Source organism: Dermacoccus barathri (assembly GCF_015070805.1).
Taxonomy (GTDB): Bacteria; Actinomycetota; Actinomycetes; order Actinomycetales; family Dermatophilaceae; genus Dermacoccus; species Dermacoccus abyssi.
The window spans coordinates 341,611-358,888 of record NZ_JADCTK010000004.1 but is presented as its reverse complement, the minus strand read 5'-3'; the positions used below and the strand labels follow the sequence as shown (position 1 = coordinate 358,888).

At 69.5% G+C, this 17,278-nt stretch carries 14 protein-coding genes and 1 riboswitch; all 14 genes read left to right on the top strand.

Annotation, left to right across the window (positions count from 1 at the left end):
- The first annotated feature begins 3 nt into the window (after positions 1 to 3).
- The 14 genes from IM689_RS09655 to IM689_RS09590 all read left to right on the top strand — a co-directional run bounded on the left by IM689_RS09655 (position 4) and on the right by IM689_RS09590 (position 17,218).
- Complete coding sequence (locus tag IM689_RS09655) at positions 4 to 564, top strand: hypothetical protein (RefSeq protein WP_193643809.1); 561 nt, start codon at positions 4 to 6, stop codon at positions 562 to 564.
- Entirely contained in the window at positions 561 to 2,642 is a 2,082-nt protein-coding gene (locus IM689_RS09650; RefSeq protein WP_193643808.1) for a penicillin-binding transpeptidase domain-containing protein, read from the top strand. The genes IM689_RS09655 and IM689_RS09650 overlap by 4 nt, the downstream gene beginning before the upstream one ends.
- Before the next feature lie 19 nt (positions 2,643 to 2,661).
- Positions 2,662 to 2,802: riboswitch (cobalamin riboswitch) on the top strand.
- Between the two features lie 100 nt (positions 2,803 to 2,902).
- Positions 2,903 to 4,294, top strand: a complete 1,392-nt coding sequence (locus tag IM689_RS09645; protein WP_193643807.1) for a prenyltransferase/squalene oxidase repeat-containing protein — start codon at positions 2,903 to 2,905, stop codon at positions 4,292 to 4,294.
- The gene (locus tag IM689_RS09640) at positions 4,272 to 5,378 is read left to right on the top strand and encodes a hypothetical protein (RefSeq protein WP_193643806.1); all 1,107 of its coding nucleotides are present in this window, start codon (positions 4,272 to 4,274) and stop codon (positions 5,376 to 5,378) included. The genes IM689_RS09645 and IM689_RS09640 overlap by 23 nt, the downstream gene beginning before the upstream one ends.
- Entirely contained in the window at positions 5,375 to 6,562 is a 1,188-nt protein-coding gene (locus tag IM689_RS09635) for an energy-coupling factor transporter transmembrane component T (protein ID WP_193643805.1), read from the top strand. Before IM689_RS09640 ends, IM689_RS09635 begins: the two co-directional genes overlap by 4 nt.
- The gene (locus IM689_RS09630) at positions 6,559 to 8,271 is read left to right on the top strand and encodes an ABC transporter ATP-binding protein (RefSeq protein ID WP_227484676.1); all 1,713 of its coding nucleotides are present in this window, start codon (positions 6,559 to 6,561) and stop codon (positions 8,269 to 8,271) included. Before IM689_RS09635 ends, IM689_RS09630 begins: the two co-directional genes overlap by 4 nt.
- Positions 8,268 to 9,161, top strand: a complete 894-nt coding sequence (locus IM689_RS09625) for an ECF transporter S component (protein WP_193643804.1) — start codon at positions 8,268 to 8,270, stop codon at positions 9,159 to 9,161. The genes IM689_RS09630 and IM689_RS09625 overlap by 4 nt, the downstream gene beginning before the upstream one ends.
- A 116-nt stretch (positions 9,162 to 9,277) precedes the next feature.
- A complete protein-coding gene (rpsO, locus tag IM689_RS09620; protein WP_047311375.1) occupies positions 9,278 to 9,547 on the top strand; it encodes a 30S ribosomal protein S15 in 270 nt (89 codons plus the stop codon).
- Positions 9,548 to 9,715: 168 nt separating this feature from the next.
- Positions 9,716 to 12,166, top strand: coding sequence for a polyribonucleotide nucleotidyltransferase (locus IM689_RS09615; RefSeq protein WP_047311376.1), 2,451 nt, complete (start codon positions 9,716 to 9,718; stop codon positions 12,164 to 12,166).
- Between the two features lie 134 nt (positions 12,167 to 12,300).
- A complete protein-coding gene (locus IM689_RS09610) occupies positions 12,301 to 13,407 on the top strand; it encodes a YihY/virulence factor BrkB family protein (protein ID WP_129662919.1) in 1,107 nt (368 codons plus the stop codon).
- Entirely contained in the window at positions 13,407 to 15,188 is a 1,782-nt protein-coding gene (locus IM689_RS09605) for an alkaline phosphatase D family protein (protein WP_227484674.1), read from the top strand. Before IM689_RS09610 ends, IM689_RS09605 begins: the two co-directional genes overlap by 1 nt.
- A gap of 10 nt (positions 15,189 to 15,198) precedes the next feature.
- On the top strand, positions 15,199 to 15,945 hold the full coding sequence (gene dapB / locus IM689_RS09600; RefSeq protein WP_193643803.1) for a 4-hydroxy-tetrahydrodipicolinate reductase: 747 nt from the start codon (positions 15,199 to 15,201) through the stop codon (positions 15,943 to 15,945).
- 44 nt (positions 15,946 to 15,989) lie between these two features.
- Positions 15,990 to 16,457 carry an SRPBCC family protein gene (locus IM689_RS09595; RefSeq protein ID WP_129662922.1) on the top strand — a complete coding sequence of 156 codons (468 nt, stop codon included), beginning with the start codon at positions 15,990 to 15,992 and terminating at the stop codon, positions 16,455 to 16,457.
- 116 nt (positions 16,458 to 16,573) lie between these two features.
- Positions 16,574 to 17,218 carry a DedA family protein gene (locus IM689_RS09590; protein ID WP_129662924.1) on the top strand — a complete coding sequence of 215 codons (645 nt, stop codon included), beginning with the start codon at positions 16,574 to 16,576 and terminating at the stop codon, positions 17,216 to 17,218.
- Positions 17,219 to 17,278 lie beyond the last annotated feature (60 nt).

Below are 17,278 nucleotides of genomic sequence, written 5' to 3'. Positions count from 1 at the left end.
CGCGTGGCTGCTGAAACCCCCGGTGCTCCCGGTCGCACGCCCCTGCGCGAGCCCACGACGATCGTGGCTCGGCCCTCCGCCGTCACGTGGAGCCGCTTTGCCTGGCTCGTTCTGACCCTCCTGCTCGCCGTCACCGTGTTGCCCCTCCTGCCCACCTGGGCGCCGTGGATGCTCGTGCCCCTGCTCGTCACCGCAGGCGTGACCGGCGGTGCGTGGTCCGCCGTCGTCTGGGCGATCGCAGGGGCACTCCTGCTCGACCTCGCGCCGCCCGCGTCGTCGGCGCCGGGCCTCGCGCTCGCTCCCGCGGTTGCGGCGGCGCTCGTCGTCACCAGGGCCGCGAGGTCGTGGAACAGCGCCGCGTGGGTACCGGCCATGGTGGGCGGCCTCGGAGCCCTCACTGCCTCCCTCGTCGTTCTCGCCCTGCGAGTGGTGGCGTCCGGCTCGGTTCAGGTCGATCCGTACTCGCTGCTCGGCTCGACGGCCACGACGGCCGTTCTCACCGCAGCCCTCGCTCCGACCTGGGTGCGGTGGACGTTGCGCGAGCAGGAACGAGGACGCGCATGACCCGGCTGCGCCGAGGCGTGCCGAGGGAACGCCGTCCGTTCGGACCGTTCCTCGTGCCGAGCTTCCGTGGGGCAGGTTCGCGTGGTGCGCGAGGGGCGTCGGGACGTGCGCGGTTGCTCGTCATGGCTCTTGTCGTCGCTCTCGTCGCGACGATCATGGTGGGTCGCCTCGTTCAACTGCAGATCGTCGACGGCGCGAAGAACGCGCGGGCCGCAGCGGACATCAACACGCGTGACGTCGTCGTGCCTGCCCAACGCGGGCGGATCCTCGCTGCCGACGGTACCGTTCTCGTCGGGAACGGTTCGACGACGACGCTGACGATCTCGCCGCAGGCCCTCGCGCGTGACGACGCGCCGAAGGTCATCGCGCGCGTCGCCTCGGCCATCGGCCGGGATCCGCTGAGCCTCTTGGCGCGGACGAAGGCGTGCGGGACGAAGGGCGCCGCGCCGTCGCCGGTCTGCTTCGCCGGGCATCCCTTCGAGGCGGTGCCGATCGCCTCCGACGTCGAGGCGTCGGCTGCGAACGCGCTGCTCGAGCGCCCCGAGGCCTACCCCGGCATCGCGGTGCGACCGACAGCGACCCGAACCTACGGCTCCCGCGGCGACTCCCTCGCCCAGGTGGCCGGTTACCTCACGGCAGCGACAGCCGACGACACCGGCGTCTCGAGCTCGGGGTCGGGTGTGCCGACGTTGCTCGGCCGCACGGGTGTCGAGAAGCAGTACGACGCCGTCCTGCGCGGACGCGACGGCAAGCGCTCCACCGCCATCGGCCCCGACGGCACGGCGCAACGTCAGGTGGCGGACGTGCCGCCGGTGGCGGGCCAGGACGTCGTCACCTCGATCCGCCCTGACGTGCAGGACGCCGCGGCGAAGGCCCTCGCCGACGGCATCGCCGCAGCCCGGAAGCGCGGGCAAAAGGCCGGTTCGGGAAGCGTCGTTGTCCTCGAGGCGGACAGCGGCAACGTCGTCGCCATGACGAACCAGCCCACCTACGACCCGTCCGTGTGGAACGGCGGCGTGACGCAGGCCGAGTACGACTCGCTGCTCGACACGAGGGCCGGCGACCCGCTGACCAACCGAGCCACGTCCGTGGCCGGCCCACCCGCGTCGACGTTCAAGGTGTTCTCCCTCTTCGCCGCGGCCCAGACCGGCGTGGACCCGAACGGCTCGTACTCCTGCCCGTCGTCGGTCATGATCGGCAACCGCTCCTACAGCAACTTCGAGTCGCAGGCGCACGGCACGATCGACATCCCGAAGGCGCTCGAGGTCTCCTGCGACACCGTTTTCTACCGGTGGGCGTACGACGCCTGGGTCAAGGCCGGGGGAGTGAAGGCGTCCACCGACGCTCCCGACCCGTACACCAGCGTGGCCCGCGAGTTCGGATACGGCGCGCGAACCGGGGTTGACCTGCCCGCGGAGGCGAGCGGCTCCCTTCCCGACCGCGCGACGAAGCGCCGTGAGTGGGAGGCGACGAAGGCGGCGTCCTGCAGGCGGGCGAAGAGCGGCTACCCGGAGATCACCGACAAGGACCGTGCTTCGTATCTCACGCAGGTGGCCAAGGAGAACTGCACGAGTGGCTACGTCGTACGCGCCGGTGACGCGGTGAACTTCGCGATCGGCCAGGGTGACGTCGCCGCGACGCCGATGCAGGTGGCCACGTCCTTCGCCGCGCTCGCGACGAACGGTCGTGTGCCGACGCCCCGCGTCGCCGTGGCAACCGCGCGTTCGGACGGCAGCGCTCGCACGGCGCTCCCGTCGCCCGAGGCCCGTACCCTCAGCCTCGATGCCCGGATGTACGCCCGTGAACTCGAGGGGCTCAAACGGGCGGTCTCGACGGGGACGGCCTCCGAGGCCTTCCGAGGCTTCGACCTCGACGCGCACGCCGTCTACGGCAAGACAGGGACGGCCGAGGTCTACGGCAAGCACGCCACCGCGTGGTTCGCCTCGTTCGGCGGGGCAGACGAGGACGGCAAGCGCTACGTCGTCGTCGTTCGGGTCGACGAAGGAGGCGAGGGTGGACGGACCGCCGCACCCATCGCGCGCTCCGTCTGGGACGCGCTCGTCAGGCGCTCTCGCTGAGACGAGGGCGCACGGCGGCTGGTGATAGCCTGGATGCGATCTTCGGCTCGTGCCGGAGAGCCGAGAACGAGGGGAAGCCGGTCGAATTCCGGCGCTGACCCGCAGCCGTAGATCAGTCCGCTGATGAGCCGGAATGCCTCGTCTCGGCTGTGTCTGATCACATCTGCCTCATCACACCCGTCGAGGTCAGCGGGAGAGGCCCGGCTCGTCGTTCGAGCAGGGTGTCGCCCACCGGCCACGCACCTGCCCGGAAGGTCATCATGACGACCCACCTGCGTCGCGCCGGAGTCACCAGCGCCGCCCTCGTCGCTCTCGCTGCCGCAGCCTCGGCGCCCGCCACTGCCGCTCCCGCGACGGGAAGCGACGCCGCGGCATCCTTCCTTGCCGGGCAGTTCGCCGCAGGCCGCCACGAGCTCAGCTCCACCTACTCGGGTCAGACCTACCTCGACGCGGGCCTTTCCGCCGACGGCATCCTGGCCCTTACGTCGGCCGGTGTTGCGGGCAACGAAGCCGGTGCCGCCACGACAGCGTTCGCCAAGGGTGTGGGTGACTACGCCGTGCCGGGCACCGACGTGTACGCGGGAGCTGTGGCGAAGTCCCTCATCGTCGCGAAGGCACAGGGGCAGAACCCGCGCGCGTTCGGCGGCGTCGACCTCGTCTCGAAGCTGCAGGGCCTCGAGGAGCCGAGCGGCCGCTTCTCCGACGTCTCGGCCTACGGCGACTACTCGAACGCCGTCACCCAGTCCCTCGCCGTCATCGCGCTGCAGAAGGCCGGCGCGCCCGCTGACGCGAAGGCCACGAACTACCTCCTCTCGCTGCGCTGCAATGACGGCGGATTCCGCTTGGCCGACGACGGTTCGGCGTGCGTCTCCGACCCCGACGCCACGTCGTTCGCCGTGCAGGCGCTCGCCGCCGCCGGCGGTCACGGCGCCGACGTGACGAAGGCCGTGAACTTCCTCGCCACGAAGCAGAACGCCGACGGTGGCGTCGCCGGCGGAACGGGCACGACCACCCCCAACGCCAACTCGACGGGCCTCGCGGCGGTGGCGTTCACCCTCGGCGGTCAGGACGCGCGCGCTGTTAAGGCGCAGTCGTTCGTCGCCTCGCTGCAGTACGGCTGCTCGTTCCCTGCCGCTGTGCGTGGCGCCATCGCGTACGACCGCACCGCGTTCGCGGCGATGAAGAGCGCCGGTGCCTCCGGCAAGCTCGCCGGCAACGAGACCCGCGCCACGTCCCAGGGTCTCTACGCGTTCACGAGGGCGCCCCTCGTCTCGTTGACGAAGGGTGGCGCCACCGCGACTCCCGCCATCTCGTGCTCCTCCGAGCCCACGTCGTCGCCCAGCACCTCGACGTCCACGACGAGCGCGCCGAAGCCGACGAGCACCTCGTCGAGCAACTCGACGTCCACCTCCGCCACGCCGGCTCCCACGAGCACCACGAGCACGGATGCCACCGCAGCGCCGACCTCGACGACGAGCCCGAGCGCGCCGTCCACGTCCACGGTGCCGCAGTCGACGTCGACGACGCCCGCCACCGGCCCGATCGTGAACACCGACAAGGTCTCGGACAACACCGTGCCGTTCGGCTTCGCCTTCGGCGCCGTCATCCTCGTCACCGCGGGAGGTGCCGTTGCGTACGCGCGTCGCCGCTGATCTCGCGCGCCTCGGCGCACCGGTTCTCGTCGGCGCCTCGGCCCTCGCGGGCCTCGGTGCCGTGACGACGGGTGCCGCAGCGCCCGCGTCCGCTGCGGGTGCGTGCACGAGTGCGACGAGCGGCGTGACCGTCGTCGTCCAGTTCCCGAGCGGCTCGGCCACCGGCTGCGCGCCGGGTAGTCCGGGCACGGCGCTCCAGGCGCTGCGGGCCGCCGGGTTCTCGACGACCGGTTCCACGCAGTACCACGACGGCGTGCTCTGCGGCGTCAACGGGTACCCGTCGAGTTCGCCGTGCCGGATGCCTCCGCCGAACGCCTACTGGACGGTCTTCAGCGCCAAGCGCGGCGGCTCGTGGAACTACTCGAACCTCGGTGTCGCCTCGCTGCCCGCCACCCCGGGCGGAGTCGTCGGATTCCGCTTCGGCAGCGGCACCGCGCCGTCCGTGCCCGTTCCTGCTGCGATCACGTCGCCGAAGCCGAGCACGACGAAGCCCACGACATCGACTCCGAGGCCCAGCTCGCCCAAGCCGAGCAGCACGAAGCCGACCACGTCGCAGCCGAAGCCGCCGAGTTCGAAGCCCTCGTCCAAGCCGTCCTCGACGAAGGCCGGCTCCACGTCGGCTGCGCCGAAACCGACGCCGAGCAAGCCTTCCTCGACGGCGGGTTCGACGAGCAGCCCCCAGCCGACCACCTCGGGATCGAAGCCGGGCCAGGGCGCCACGTCGACTCCCACGGTCAAGGCAACGGCCCTCGTGACGAAGGACGGGAAGCCACTCAAGGTCATCACCTTCAGTGACGGCTCGTCGACGACGCTCGATGCGAACTCGAGCGATGCCAAGAAGTACAAGGTCGGTGTGAAGAAGAAGGGCGCCACGCCCGCCGCCACCAAGATGACGGGCACGAAGGTGCCCCAGCCGAAGAACACTGCTCACCCGAGCATCTCGACGTCGGGCAGTGTGCCCGGTCTCGCCGTGCCGGAGAAGAAGAGCTCAGGCAGCAACAACCTTCCGGGCATCATCGCCGGCGTCGGTGTGCTCGGCGTCGCAGCCGTGGGAGCCGGATACGCGGCACGCCGTCGCGGATGACCTCGGCCTCCGGCCATCGCCGTCGCGTCGTCCACCCCGGTGCGTGGTGGATGTGGGCGACGGCGATGGCCGTTGCCATCGCCACGACGACGAATCCCGTCCTGTTGGCCCTCGTGCTTGCCGTCGTGGTGCTCACGGTCGTCGCTCGGCGCCCCTATGCGCCGTGGGCCCGTAGCCTGCGCCTCTACGCGGCGCTCGGAGCCTTCGTCGTCGTGAGTCGCGTCGTTCTGCATGTCCTCGTGGGCATGAAGACGAGCGACACGATCGTCCTTCCGCTGCCGCGGGTGGGGCTTCCCGAGTGGGCTCGCGGCATCACTCTTCTCGGCCCGGTCGGTCTTGGCGGCCTCGTCGGTGCCTTCCTCGAGGGCCTGCGCCTCGCCACGATGCTGTTCTGCTTCGGCGCAGCCAACGCCCTCGCCAACCCCAAGCGCCTGCTCGCGGCCACGCCTCCGGCCGTCCGTGACATCGGGACGGCCACCGTCATTGCGCTGTCCGTGGCGCCCCAGCTCGTCGAGAGCGTCCAACGGGTGCGCAAGGCGCGCGTCCTGCGTGGCGACGCACGCCGCGCCACGCGCGTCAAGCAGGTGGCCCTTCCCGTGCTGCACGACACGCTGGACCGTTCCATCTCCCTCGCGGCCTCGATGGAGGCACGTGGGTACGGCCGTCGGGCCGAGCGGCCCTTCGTGACGCGCTTCGTCATCGGCGTGCTCATGCTCGGCGGCGCGCTGCTCACGTGCGTCGGCGTCTACGGCACGATGCAGGGCTCTGGAGCCGAGGGAGTCGTGAGCGACGTTCCCTGGTGGACGACGGCGCCCGTGCTCGTCGTCGGCATCCTGGCGAGCGTGGTCGGGGTGGCTTTCGCAGGACGTTCGATGCGTCGCACCCGCTACCGGCGCGACCCGTGGGGCCTGCTCGAGTGGGCCGTCGTGGCCTGCGGCATTGTGACGCTCGTGGCTGTTCGTGCGGTTCTCGAGGACCAGCCCGACGCGCGCAACCTCTCGGTTTCGCCCCTCGCCATGCCGGTGGTGCCCCTGTGGCTACCGCTCGCGCTCGTGCCCGCGCTCCTGCCGGCGTTCTTCACACCCGAACCGGAACGCCCGCGGCGTACGAGCGCGCCCGAACGCACCCTCGACGACGCAGCGCCCGGACGCGACGCCCGGGCCCTGCGAGGAGCCACCTCATGACCGAAACGCACGACACAACTCCCGCGGGGGACGTGGGAGGGCGTGACGCGGCCACCGTCTGGACCAGGGAGCCTGCCGTCGTCATGGAGGCCGCGACGCTGACGTACGACGGAGCCGAACACCCCTCGCTGCGCGACGTCGACCTGCGCATCGAACGCGGTGAGCTCGTCGCCGTCATCGGCCGCACCGGCTCGGGCAAGTCGACGCTCCTCGGGCTGCTCACCGGGCTCGTCCCGCACTTCACGGGCGGACTCCTGCAGGGCAGGGTCGTCATCGGCGGGCTCGACATCTCCGAGAACAAGCCCAGCGAACTCGCCTCCGTCGTCGGGTACGTCGGGCAGGACCCCCTCGCCGGCTTCGTCACCGACACCGTCGAGGAAGAACTCGCCTACGGCATGGAACAGCTCGGCATAGCGCCGGAGGTCATGCGTCGGCGGGTCGAGGAGACGCTCGATCTGCTCGGTATCGCCGAGCTGCGCGAGGCTCCGTTGCGCGACCTGTCGGGCGGCCAGCAGCAGCGCGTCGCCATCGGCAGTGTGCTCGTCATGCACCCGCAGATCCTCGTCCTCGACGAACCCACGTCGGCGCTCGACCCCACGGCCGCCGAGGACGTTCTCGCCGTACTCACGCGCCTTGTCCAGGATGTCGGTTCGACCGTTGTCGTCGCGGAACACCGCATCGAGCGCGTGCTCCCGTTCGCCGACCAGGTCGTGCACGTAGGGGCGAACGGCGTCGTCACCTCCGGGGCTCCCGGCGAGATGCTCGGAGCATCCGACGTCGCACCGCCGGTCGTCGAACTCGGTCGTGCCGCCGGTTGGTCGCCGCTGCCGCTGACGATCCGCGACGCGCGGCGGGTGCTCGTGGAGCGCGCCGCGAGTGCGCCCTTCACGGTCGAGGCACCGCCCATCCGCGGGACAGACGTGCCCTCGACTGCGCCGGTGCTCGAGGCGCGGGGCGTACGCGTTCGCCTGTCCGGCCTCGACGTCGTCGCGGGTGTGGACCTCGACCTTTGCGCCGGCACGGTGACGGCGCTCATGGGCCGCAACGGCTGCGGCAAGTCGACGCTCATGTGGGCGCTTCAGGGAAGTGGCCGGCGTGACGGCGGCAGCATCGGCGTGGTCTCCGCACGAGGCGAATCGCTCGACCCCGCGAAACTGAACCCCGCGCAGCGCCGCGGTCTCGTCGGCATGGTGCCGCAGACCGCCGGGGACCTCCTCTACCTCGACACGGTGGGGGAGGAACTCGCGCAGGCCGATTCCGACGCCGGCCGCGAGCCCGGTGCGGCCCAGGCGTACCTCGCGAACCTGGCCCCGGGCATCGACCCGGCCATGCATCCCCGCGACCTGTCCGAAGGGCAGCGCCTCGCGCTCGTCCTCGCCGTCCAGCTCGTGGCCGAACCTCAGGTGCTCGTGCTCGACGAACCGACCCGCGGTCTCGACTACGCCGGCAAGGAGGCCCTGCGGGCGATCCTGCGCACGCGCGCCGACGAAGGGCAGGCCGTTCTCGTGGCGACGCACGACGTCGAGTTTGCCGCTGGAGTGGCCGACGTGGTCATCCAGATGGCCGGGGGAGAGTTCATCGCCACCGGCAGTGCACGCGACGTGCTCACAGCGTCGCCCGCCCTGGCCCCACAGATGGCGAAGGTGCTCGCGCCCGTTCCCGCTCTCACGTTGGCCGATGCGCTGACGGTGCTCGGAGTGCCGTCATGAGTCCGCAGGCTTCTGTGAACCCGGAAGAGCGCGCGGGCACCGCCCGACCGGTGAAACGCGCCACCCTCTCGAAGGCAACGAGCGCCGTCCGTCTGAAGCCGCGTAGCGTCGCCACGATCCTCGTCGTCAGCCTGATCGGGTTGCTCGCGAACCTGTGGCCCCTCCTCGTCGAGGAGCACTCGGCCGTCGCCGGCCACAGCCGTGACGCCCCGATGCTCTTCGCCATCCTCCTGCCGCTCATGCTCGTCGTGGTCCTGGCCGAGATCGCGGACGGAGGGATGGACGCGAAGGCCGTCGCGATGCTCGGCGTCCTGTCCGCCGTGGATGCCGTCCTGCGTCCCCTCGGTGCGGGGACCGGCGGTATCGAGGTGATGTTCTTCCTTCTCGTTCTCGGCGGCCGCGTCTTCGGAGCGGGCTTCGGCTTCGCGCTCGGCGCGACGAGTATGTTCGCCTCCGCCGTGCTCACCGCGGGCATCGGCCCGTGGTTGCCGTACCAGATGCTCGGAGCGGCCTGGGTCGCCATGGGCGCCGGCCTTCTGCCGTGGCGGCGCGGGCTCAGGTGGCCGCTCGAACTGCTCCTGCTGTGCGTCTACGGCGCCTTCGCGTCGCTCGCCTACGGGTTCGTGCTCAACATGTCCTTCTGGCCGTTCGCCACCGGTGACGACCCGGCCATCATGCCGGTGCCCGGCGCGCCGCTGGGCGACAACCTCGCACGCTTCGTCGCCTACACCCTGGCCACGTCGCTGGGTTGGGACCTCGGGCGCGTCATCACGAACGTCGCCCTCATCCTCGTCGCGGGCCGACCGATCATGGTCGCGCTGCGCCGTGCCTCGCGCCGTGCCGCGTTCGACGCGACGCCGCGCTTCGCCGAGGGCTCCCGCGCTGATTAGGTCGGCACACGACCCCGCTGATAATCTGAACTCTGCCGTCGATCGGCCGCGGACCAAGAGCGCCCCAGTGAACAGGCCTGGGAGCACCGCGCAACGATGTGTTGAAGGAGTTGGGCATGGCCCTGAATGCTGAGACGAAGAAGAAGATCATCGCCGAGTACGGCACGTCCGAAGGCGACACGGGCTCGCCCGAGGTGCAGGTTGCCCTCCTCACGGAACGCATCAAGGGCCTGACGGAGCACGCTCGTCAGCACCCGCACGACCACCACACGCGTCGTGGTCTGCTCCTGCTCGTCGGTCAGCGCAAGCGCATGCTTCGCTACCTCGAGTCGGTCGACATCGAGCGTTACCGCTCGCTGATCAAGCGCCTCGGCCTGCGCCGTTGATCGCATTGATCACCATGATTTGACGCCGGACGGCGGTCACTCGTCTACGAGTGGCCGCCTTTCGGTGTTTCGAGGGGCTCGGACGGGCCGCTCGGCAGCAAGAAACGGGTCGCACACAACGACGATGTGCGCATCCGAGACGTAGATGAAACAAGAAGGAGGGCCCAAATGGAGGGTCCCGAGATCCAGTTCGCCGAAGCCGTCATCGACAACGGCTCGTTCGGCACCCGCACGGTTCGCTTCGAGACGGGACGTCTCGCGAAGCAGGCCAACGGCGCAGTCCTCGCCTACCTGGACGACGACACCTGCCTGCTGAGCACCACCACCGCCAGCAAGCAGCCCAAGGAGCACTTCGACTTCTTCCCCCTCACGGTGGACGTCGAGGAGCGCAGCTACGCGGCCGGCAAGATCCCCGGCTCGTTCTTCCGTCGTGAGGGTCGTCCCTCCACGGACGCGATCCTCACCTGCCGCCTCATCGACCGCCCGCTGCGCCCGGCCTTCAAGAAGGGTCTGCGCAACGAGGTCCAGGTCGTCATCACGGTTCTCGCGCAGAACCCGGACGTGCAGTACGACGTTCTCGCCATCAACGGCGCGTCGGCCTCCACGCAGATCTCCGGTCTGCCGTTCACCGGCCCGATCGGTGGCGTGCGCGTCTCCCTCATCGACGGCCAGTGGGTCGCCTTCCCGAACTTCTCCGACATCGAGCGCTCGGCGTTCGACATGGTCGTCGCCGGCCGTCTCGTCGGTGACGACGTCGCCATCATGATGGTCGAGGCCGAGTCCACCGAGTCGACGTGGAACCTCGTGGCCGAAGGCACCCAGGCCCCGACCGAAGAGGTCGTCGCCGAGGGCCTCGAGGCTGCGAAGAAGTTCATCCGCGTGCTCTGTGAGGCTCAGGTCGAGCTCGCGCAGCAGGCCGCCAAGGAGGTCCAGGACTTCCCGGTGTTCCTCGATTACCAGGACGACGTCTACGGTGCGGTCGAGAAGTCGGCCAAGGACCAGACGTCCGCTGCGATGACGATCGCCGGCAAGGCCGAGCGTGAGGACAAGCTCGACGAGATCAAGGACGCGCTCAAGGCCGAGCTCGCCGGCGAAGGCCGCGAGTTCGAGGGCCGCGAGTCCGAGGTTTCCGCCGCGTTCCGTTCGCTGCAGAAGCAGCTCGTGCGCGAGCGCATCCTGCGCGAGAAGGTCCGCATCGACGGCCGTGGCCTGGCGGACATCCGTGCGCTCTCGGCCGAGGTCGAGGTGCTGCCGCGCGTTCACGGTTCCGCGATCTTCGAGCGCGGCGAGACCCAGATCATGGGTGTCACGACGCTCAACATGCTGCGCATGGAGCAGCAGATCGACTCCCTGTCGCCGGTGACGCGCAAGCGCTACATGCACCACTACAACTTCCCGCCGTTCTCCACGGGTGAGACGGGCCGCGTCGGTTCGCCGAAGCGCCGCGAGATCGGTCACGGTGCTCTGGCCGAGCGTGCGCTCATGCCGGTGCTGCCGACGCGCGAAGAGTTCCCCTACGCCATCCGTCAGGTCTCCGAGGCTCTCGGCTCCAACGGTTCGACGTCCATGGGTTCGGTCTGCGCCTCGACCCTGTCGCTGCTCAACGCCGGTGTGCCGCTGCGCGCCCCGGTCGCCGGTATCGCGATGGGCCTCGTCTCTGCCGAGATCGACGGTCAGACGCAGTACGCGGCCCTCACCGACATCCTCGGTGCCGAGGACGCATTCGGCGACATGGACTTCAAGGTTGCCGGTACCCGTGAGTTCGTCACGGCCATCCAGCTCGACACGAAGCTCGACGGCATCCCGGCCCAGGTTCTCGCCGGTGCACTGACGCAGGCGCGCGACGCCCGCCTGCACATCCTCGACGTGATGAACGAGGCGATCGACGCTCCCGACGAGATGTCGCCGTTCGCCCCGCGCGTTCTCGCGGTGAAGATCCCGGTCGACAAGATCGGTGAGGTCATCGGCCCGAAGGGCAAGATGATCAACCAGATCCAGGAGGACACGGGCGCCGACCTGTCCATCGAGGACGACGGCACGGTCTACATCGGTGCCACGGACGGCCCGAGCGCCGAGGCTGCGCGCGCCGCGGTCAACGCGATCGCCAACCCGCAGATGCCCGAGGTCGGCGAGCGCTTCCTCGGCACCGTCGTCAAGACGACGACCTTCGGTGCGTTCGTCTCGCTGCTTCCGGGCAAGGACGGCCTGCTGCACATCTCCGAGGTGCGCAAGCTCGTCGGCGGCAAGCGCATCGACGCTGTCGAGGACGTGCTGAAGATCGGCCAGAAGGTCCAGGTGGAGCTCAAGGAGGTCGACCCGCGCGGCAAGCTTTCGCTCGCCGTCGTCGAGGAGGCCAAGGCCGAGTCCGCGAACACGCCGGAGAACACGGACGCCGCGACGGCCGAGGCTGCTGCCGAGGTCGCCGACTCCGCCGGTCACATGGACCCGCACTCGGGTTCCGAGGACGAGTCCGGTGACAAGAAGCCGCGTCAGCGTCGCCGTGGCGGTCGCGGTCGTGGCCGTGGCGCCGAGCAGGGCGAGGGCAACGCCGCCGCCGACCAGCTCGTCGACGCAGGCTCCGACGGCAACGAGGCGAAGGCGACCTCCGAGGACGCCTGAGCCACACCGGTTCGAGCATGAAGGCTCCGCTCCCGACGTTCGTCGGGGGCGGAGCTTTCCGCATGCGTGGAAGACGTTCCCTTTCCCGGCCACGACGTTCCGGCGGGATTCGGGCTTCGTGGGAGGATGGGCGGGTGAGAGCAGTCGACCGGGCGGACGCGTTTCAGCGCCGTCACCCCGTGCTCGGGTACCCGATCGGTGTCGTGTACAAGTTCATCGACGACCAGGGCGCGTATCTCGCGGCGCTCATCACCTATTACGGCTTCCTCTCGGTCTTCCCGCTCATCCTGCTGCTGCAGTCGGCTCTCGGCTTCTTCATCCACGGCAACGAGCGGCTGCACAAACAGATCCTCGACTCGGTGCTCGGCCAGATTCCCGTGCTCGGCAACACGCTGAGCAACGCCGCGCCCAGCGCGTTGCGCGGCAGCGTCTCCGGCATCGTGCTCGGTTCGATCGTGGCCCTCTACGGTGGCCTCGGGGTGGCTCAGGCGCTCCAGCACACGAGCAACACGTGTTGGTCGGTGCCGCGCAACTCGCGCCCCAACCCCATCCTCATGCGCGTGCGCAGCGCTGCGGTGCTGCTCTTCCTCGGCGTCGCTCTTGTGTCCCTGGGGTGGCTGCCTCAGACGTGGCACGCGCCCGGTTGGCTCGTGCTGGCGCTCAATCTCGTGTTCGGCACCGTCATCTTCCTGCTCCTCATGAAGATGACGACGGCTCGCGGGCAGGGGTGGGGTCGTCTGGCTCCTGGCGCGCTGCTCGTGACGGTCGTGTGGCAGCTGTTCATGGCCGCGGGCAGTACCTTCACCAACATCTTCGGCGCGCGTTCGAGTGACATCTACGGCACGTACGGCAGCATCCTGACGATTCTCGTCGCCTGTTACATCATGGCGGTCGCGTTCGTCGTGGGGTGCGAGGTCAACGTCGTGCTCCACCGCCGTCTGTACCCACGCTCGCTCATGACGCAGTTCACGGACGACGTCGACCTCACCCTGGCCGACCAGCAGGCGTACACCCTGCAGTCCACGATGCAGCGCTTCAAGAACTACCAAGCGATCGACGTCGTCTTCGACAAGAACAACGACGGTGTTGCCGATCAGCCCTCGGACCTCGACCTGCGATGGCACGATGCAGTGGACGCCCACGAGCAATGGTTGAAGCGTGGGCATCCGACGCGGCCGTCCGGGATGTGGGGACTCACGGCCGAAGTGGAAGACAACCGCAGTGTCGACGGAAGCGAATGATGACGAACGACCTCAGGACGAACGAGCCGATCCAGCTCGGCCCCATGGTGCGCTATGCGGGGGAGCGCGAGGCGACGCTCTGGGCTCAGACGCGTGACGCGGGCGAGCTCACGGTGCGCATCGGCGAGAAGTCGTGGAGCGCACGCACGTTCGCGGCGCACGGGCACCACTACGCCCTCGTCCTGCTCGACGGCCTGGAGCCCGGCCAAGTGTACGAGTACACGGTCGAGGTGAACGGCGAACACGCGTGGCCGCAGCCCGATTCGCCGTTCCCCGCGCCGGTCGTCAAGATGCTCAAGGCCGATCGTCCGACGAAGATGGCCTTCGGCAGCTGCCGCACAAGCGTGCCGCACGACGCCAAGCACAACCGCACCAACGGCATCGACTCGCTGCGCGCCTACGCGCACGAAATGGCGCGTCACCCCAGGGACGAGCGGTGGCCCGACCTCGTCGTCCTGCTCGGTGACCAGGTGTACGCCGACATCACGTCGGAGGCCATGCAGGAGTTCATCGAGGAGAAGCGCGGCCTCGAGAGCGAGCCCGGCGAGGAGCTCAAGGACTACGTCGAGTACGCCCACCTCTACCGCCTCGCCTACAGCGAGCCGGCGGTGCGCTGGATGCTCTCGACGATGCCGAGCGCGATGATCTTCGACGACCACGACGTGCGCGACGACTGGAACACCTCGCTCGCGTGGCACGAGGGGATGAACAAGACCTCCTGGTGGCACGGTCGCATCGTCGGCGCGCTGTCGTCGTACTGGGTCTACCAGCACTGCGGCAACCTCTCGCCCGAGGCGCTCGCCGAGGACGAGGTCTGGCAGAAGATCACCGCGCACACCGGTAGCGACGAGCTCGACATCACCGACATGATCGAGGCCTTTGCGGAGAAGGTCGACCGGGACGCCCAGTCGTACCGCTTCTCGTACACGCGCGATCTCGGTGAGAGCAAGCTCATCGTCGTGGACTCGCGCGCGGCACGCGATCTGCGTCCCGGCCACCGCGCGATGCTGGACGCCGAGGAGCTCGACTGGCTCGACGGTGAACTGCGCGGCGACGTGGAGCACCTGTTCATCGGTACGTCGCTGCCGTTCTTCATGCCCGAGGGCATCCACATGCTCGAGGCGCTCGACGAGGCCGCGTGCGACGGCGCGTGGGGCAAGACGGTCGCGAGCCTCGGCGAGAAGATGCGCCAGACGATCGACCTCGAGCACTGGGCCGCGTTCAGTGACACGTTCTTCAAGGTCTCCGACATGGTGCTCGAGGTTGCGCGCGGTGAGCGCGGCGTGGCCCCGCGCACGGTGACGTTCCTTTCGGGCGACATCCACAACTCGTTCCTCTCCGAGGTCCAGGACGCCGACGGCACGAAGTCGCGCATCTTCCAGGCCGTGTGTTCGCCGATCCGAAACCCGCTGCCGCGGCATGTGCGCGCGGGGCAGTCGATCATCGGTCGCGGACTCGCGTGGCCGCTGCGTGAGGTCGTCGAGCGGACGAAGGCCGTGCGCACGCCGCACTTCACCTGGCGTACGACGCACGGGCCGTGGTTCGACAACAACCTCGCCACGGTGGAGGTCACCGAGAAGGGCCTCGACTTCCGTTGGGAGGCGGGTGAGATCGTCGACGGCGACCTCGAGCACCCGCGTCTGCGGCTCGTCTCGGACATCCGTGTCGACTCGGATGGTGACAGCAACCGGATGGACAGCAAGGGCGATCGCGGCCGGCTTCAGACGTGGCAGCCACTCGGCATGCGGATCGTCGAGCAGGTCAAGAAGCTGCGTCGTTAGGCTCGGGCCCATGAGCGAGACGATCAAGGTTGCAGTGATCGGCGCCGGTGGGCGCATGGGCAGCGAGGCCGCGAAGGCGGTCGAGGCGGCATCCGACATGGAACTCGTCGGTCGTTTCGACGTCGGCGACGAACTCGGCGACCTCGGGGGCGCCGACGTCGCCATCGAGCTGACCGTGCCGGACGCGTCGCCCGGCAACCTCGCCCACTGCGTCGCCCAAGGCGTCTCGGCCGTTGTCGGTACGACGGGGTGGACCGAGGAGAAGCTCGCGACGCTGCGCTCGCAGGTGGACGCAGCCGACGGCGTCGGTGTGCTCATCGCGCCGAACTTCTCCATCGGGGCCCTGCTCATGATGAAGTTCGCGCGCGAGGCGGCGGCCTTCTACGAGTCGGTCGAGGTCGTCGAGATCCACCACCCGAACAAGGTCGACGCCCCCTCCGGCACCGCCGCGCACACAGCGCGCGCCATCGCCGAGGGCCGCCGCGAGGCCGGTCTCGGCGACGTTCCGGACGCCACGGAACACGACCCGGACGGCGCGCGCGGAGCCCGCGTCGACGGCATCCCGGTGCACGCCATCCGCATGCGGGGGCGCGTCGCGCACCAGGAGGTGCAGTTCGGCGCGGAGGGTGAGGCCCTCACGATCCGTCACGACAGCTTCGAGCGCGTCAGCTTCATGCCCGGCGTGCTCACCGGCGTTCGCAACGTGGTGACGACGCCCGGCCTCACCGTGGGCCTGGAGAACTTCCTCGGCCTCTGACCCGACCTGCCTGGAACCCGCACCGGCCCTCCTAGGCTCGTCCCATGACGTACGAACTCTCCGACGACGTCTTCATCGACGCCACGCCCGAGGCGGTGTACGCCGTCATCAGCGACGTCACACGCACCGGTGAGTGGAGCGAGCAGTGCCGCCGTGTCGAATGGGAGAACGACGCCCGCGGCGTCGGCGCACGCTTCACCGGCCACAACGAAACGCCCGAGCGCGAGTGGACGACGACCTCGCAGGTGGCGGTGGCCGATCCCGCCGTCGAGTTCGCCTGGGACGTCGTGCCCGCCGAGGTGCGCTGGAGCTACCGCATGGAGCGCGAGGGTCATGGCACGCGCCTCACGCACTCGACGACGTTCACCGAACAGAGCGAGCGCACGTTCGCCGAACGTTTCGGTGACGACGCCCAGGCCCAAGCCGAGAAACGTCGCCTTGCCGCGCGCGAGGGCATCGGCGCGACGCTCGCGCGGATCAAGGACATCGTCGAGGCGGGATCCGCGCGCTAGGACTCGCTGGCCCTGTCCACCTTGAGGCGTGGCCCGCGGCGGGCCGTCGCCGGGTGAGGTGCCACCGTTCACCCTCGGGTCAGGTGCCCGTCATGTCGACCTCCTAGGTTCGGGCAATGACCGACGCGATCCTGGGGCCGCTCGAGCACCTCATGACCTCGTGGTGGGTGTATGCGGCACTGTTCGGTCTGTGCGCCGTTGACGCGCTCGTTCCGGTCTTCCCCAGCGAGGCGCCACTCATCCTTGCCGGGGTGTACGCCGCGTCGGATCCGCACGGGCCCAACGTCGTCCTCGTCGTTCTCGTCTCCGCACTCGGTGCGTGCCTCGGTGATCACCTGTCCTACGGGCTCGGGCACCTGCTCGGCACGTCGTGGCTCGAGAAGAAGCCGAAACGCCGACGCACCGTCGAACGCGTGAGAGGCGTGCTCCACCAACGCGGTTCGTGGGCGCTCCTCGTCGTGCGCTTCATCCCCGGTGGCCGCTGCGTCGCGACGCTCTCGCTCGGCGCGACCGGCTACCCCCTGCGCTCGTTCACACCGTACGACCTTTTCGCGACGCTCGTGTGGGCCGTGCACGGCACCGTCATCGGCTACATCGGCGGGCACGCGTTTGAGGACAACCCGATCGCGGGCATCGCCACCGGCATGGGCATCGCGATCGTTCTGGCCGGGCTGCTCGAATGGCGCCGCCACCACGCCGAAAAGCGCTCGGAGAGGTCGCAGGACGAGAAGGAGCCCTCGTCGGCCGGGGCATGGGGGTGACGCGAGGTGCCGCTGATGGCGGCCCGGTCACCACCGAGGTGGCGAGACGCTCAGAGCTGT

What these genes read in the sequence shown, in the direction of transcription:
- IM689_RS09650 (WP_193643808.1), top strand. Translation starts at nt 561, where the DNA reads ATGACCCGGCTGCGCCGAGGCGTGCCGAGGGAACGCCGTCCGTTCGGA.
- IM689_RS09645 (WP_193643807.1), top strand. Translation starts at nt 2,903, where the DNA reads ATGACGACCCACCTGCGTCGCGCCGGAGTCACCAGCGCCGCCCTCGTC.
- IM689_RS09635 (WP_193643805.1), top strand. Translation starts at nt 5,375, where the DNA reads ATGACCTCGGCCTCCGGCCATCGCCGTCGCGTCGTCCACCCCGGTGCG.
- IM689_RS09630 (WP_227484676.1), top strand. Translation starts at nt 6,559, where the DNA reads ATGACCGAAACGCACGACACAACTCCCGCGGGGGACGTGGGAGGGCGT.
- IM689_RS09625 (WP_193643804.1), top strand. Translation starts at nt 8,268, where the DNA reads ATGAGTCCGCAGGCTTCTGTGAACCCGGAAGAGCGCGCGGGCACCGCC.
- rpsO (WP_047311375.1), top strand. Translation starts at nt 9,278, where the DNA reads ATGGCCCTGAATGCTGAGACGAAGAAGAAGATCATCGCCGAGTACGGC.
- IM689_RS09615 (WP_047311376.1), top strand. Translation starts at nt 9,716, where the DNA reads ATGGAGGGTCCCGAGATCCAGTTCGCCGAAGCCGTCATCGACAACGGC.
- IM689_RS09605 (WP_227484674.1), top strand. Translation starts at nt 13,407, where the DNA reads ATGACGAACGACCTCAGGACGAACGAGCCGATCCAGCTCGGCCCCATG.
- dapB (WP_193643803.1), top strand. Translation starts at nt 15,199, where the DNA reads ATGAGCGAGACGATCAAGGTTGCAGTGATCGGCGCCGGTGGGCGCATG.
- IM689_RS09595 (WP_129662922.1), top strand. Translation starts at nt 15,990, where the DNA reads ATGACGTACGAACTCTCCGACGACGTCTTCATCGACGCCACGCCCGAG.
- IM689_RS09590 (WP_129662924.1), top strand. Translation starts at nt 16,574, where the DNA reads ATGACCGACGCGATCCTGGGGCCGCTCGAGCACCTCATGACCTCGTGG.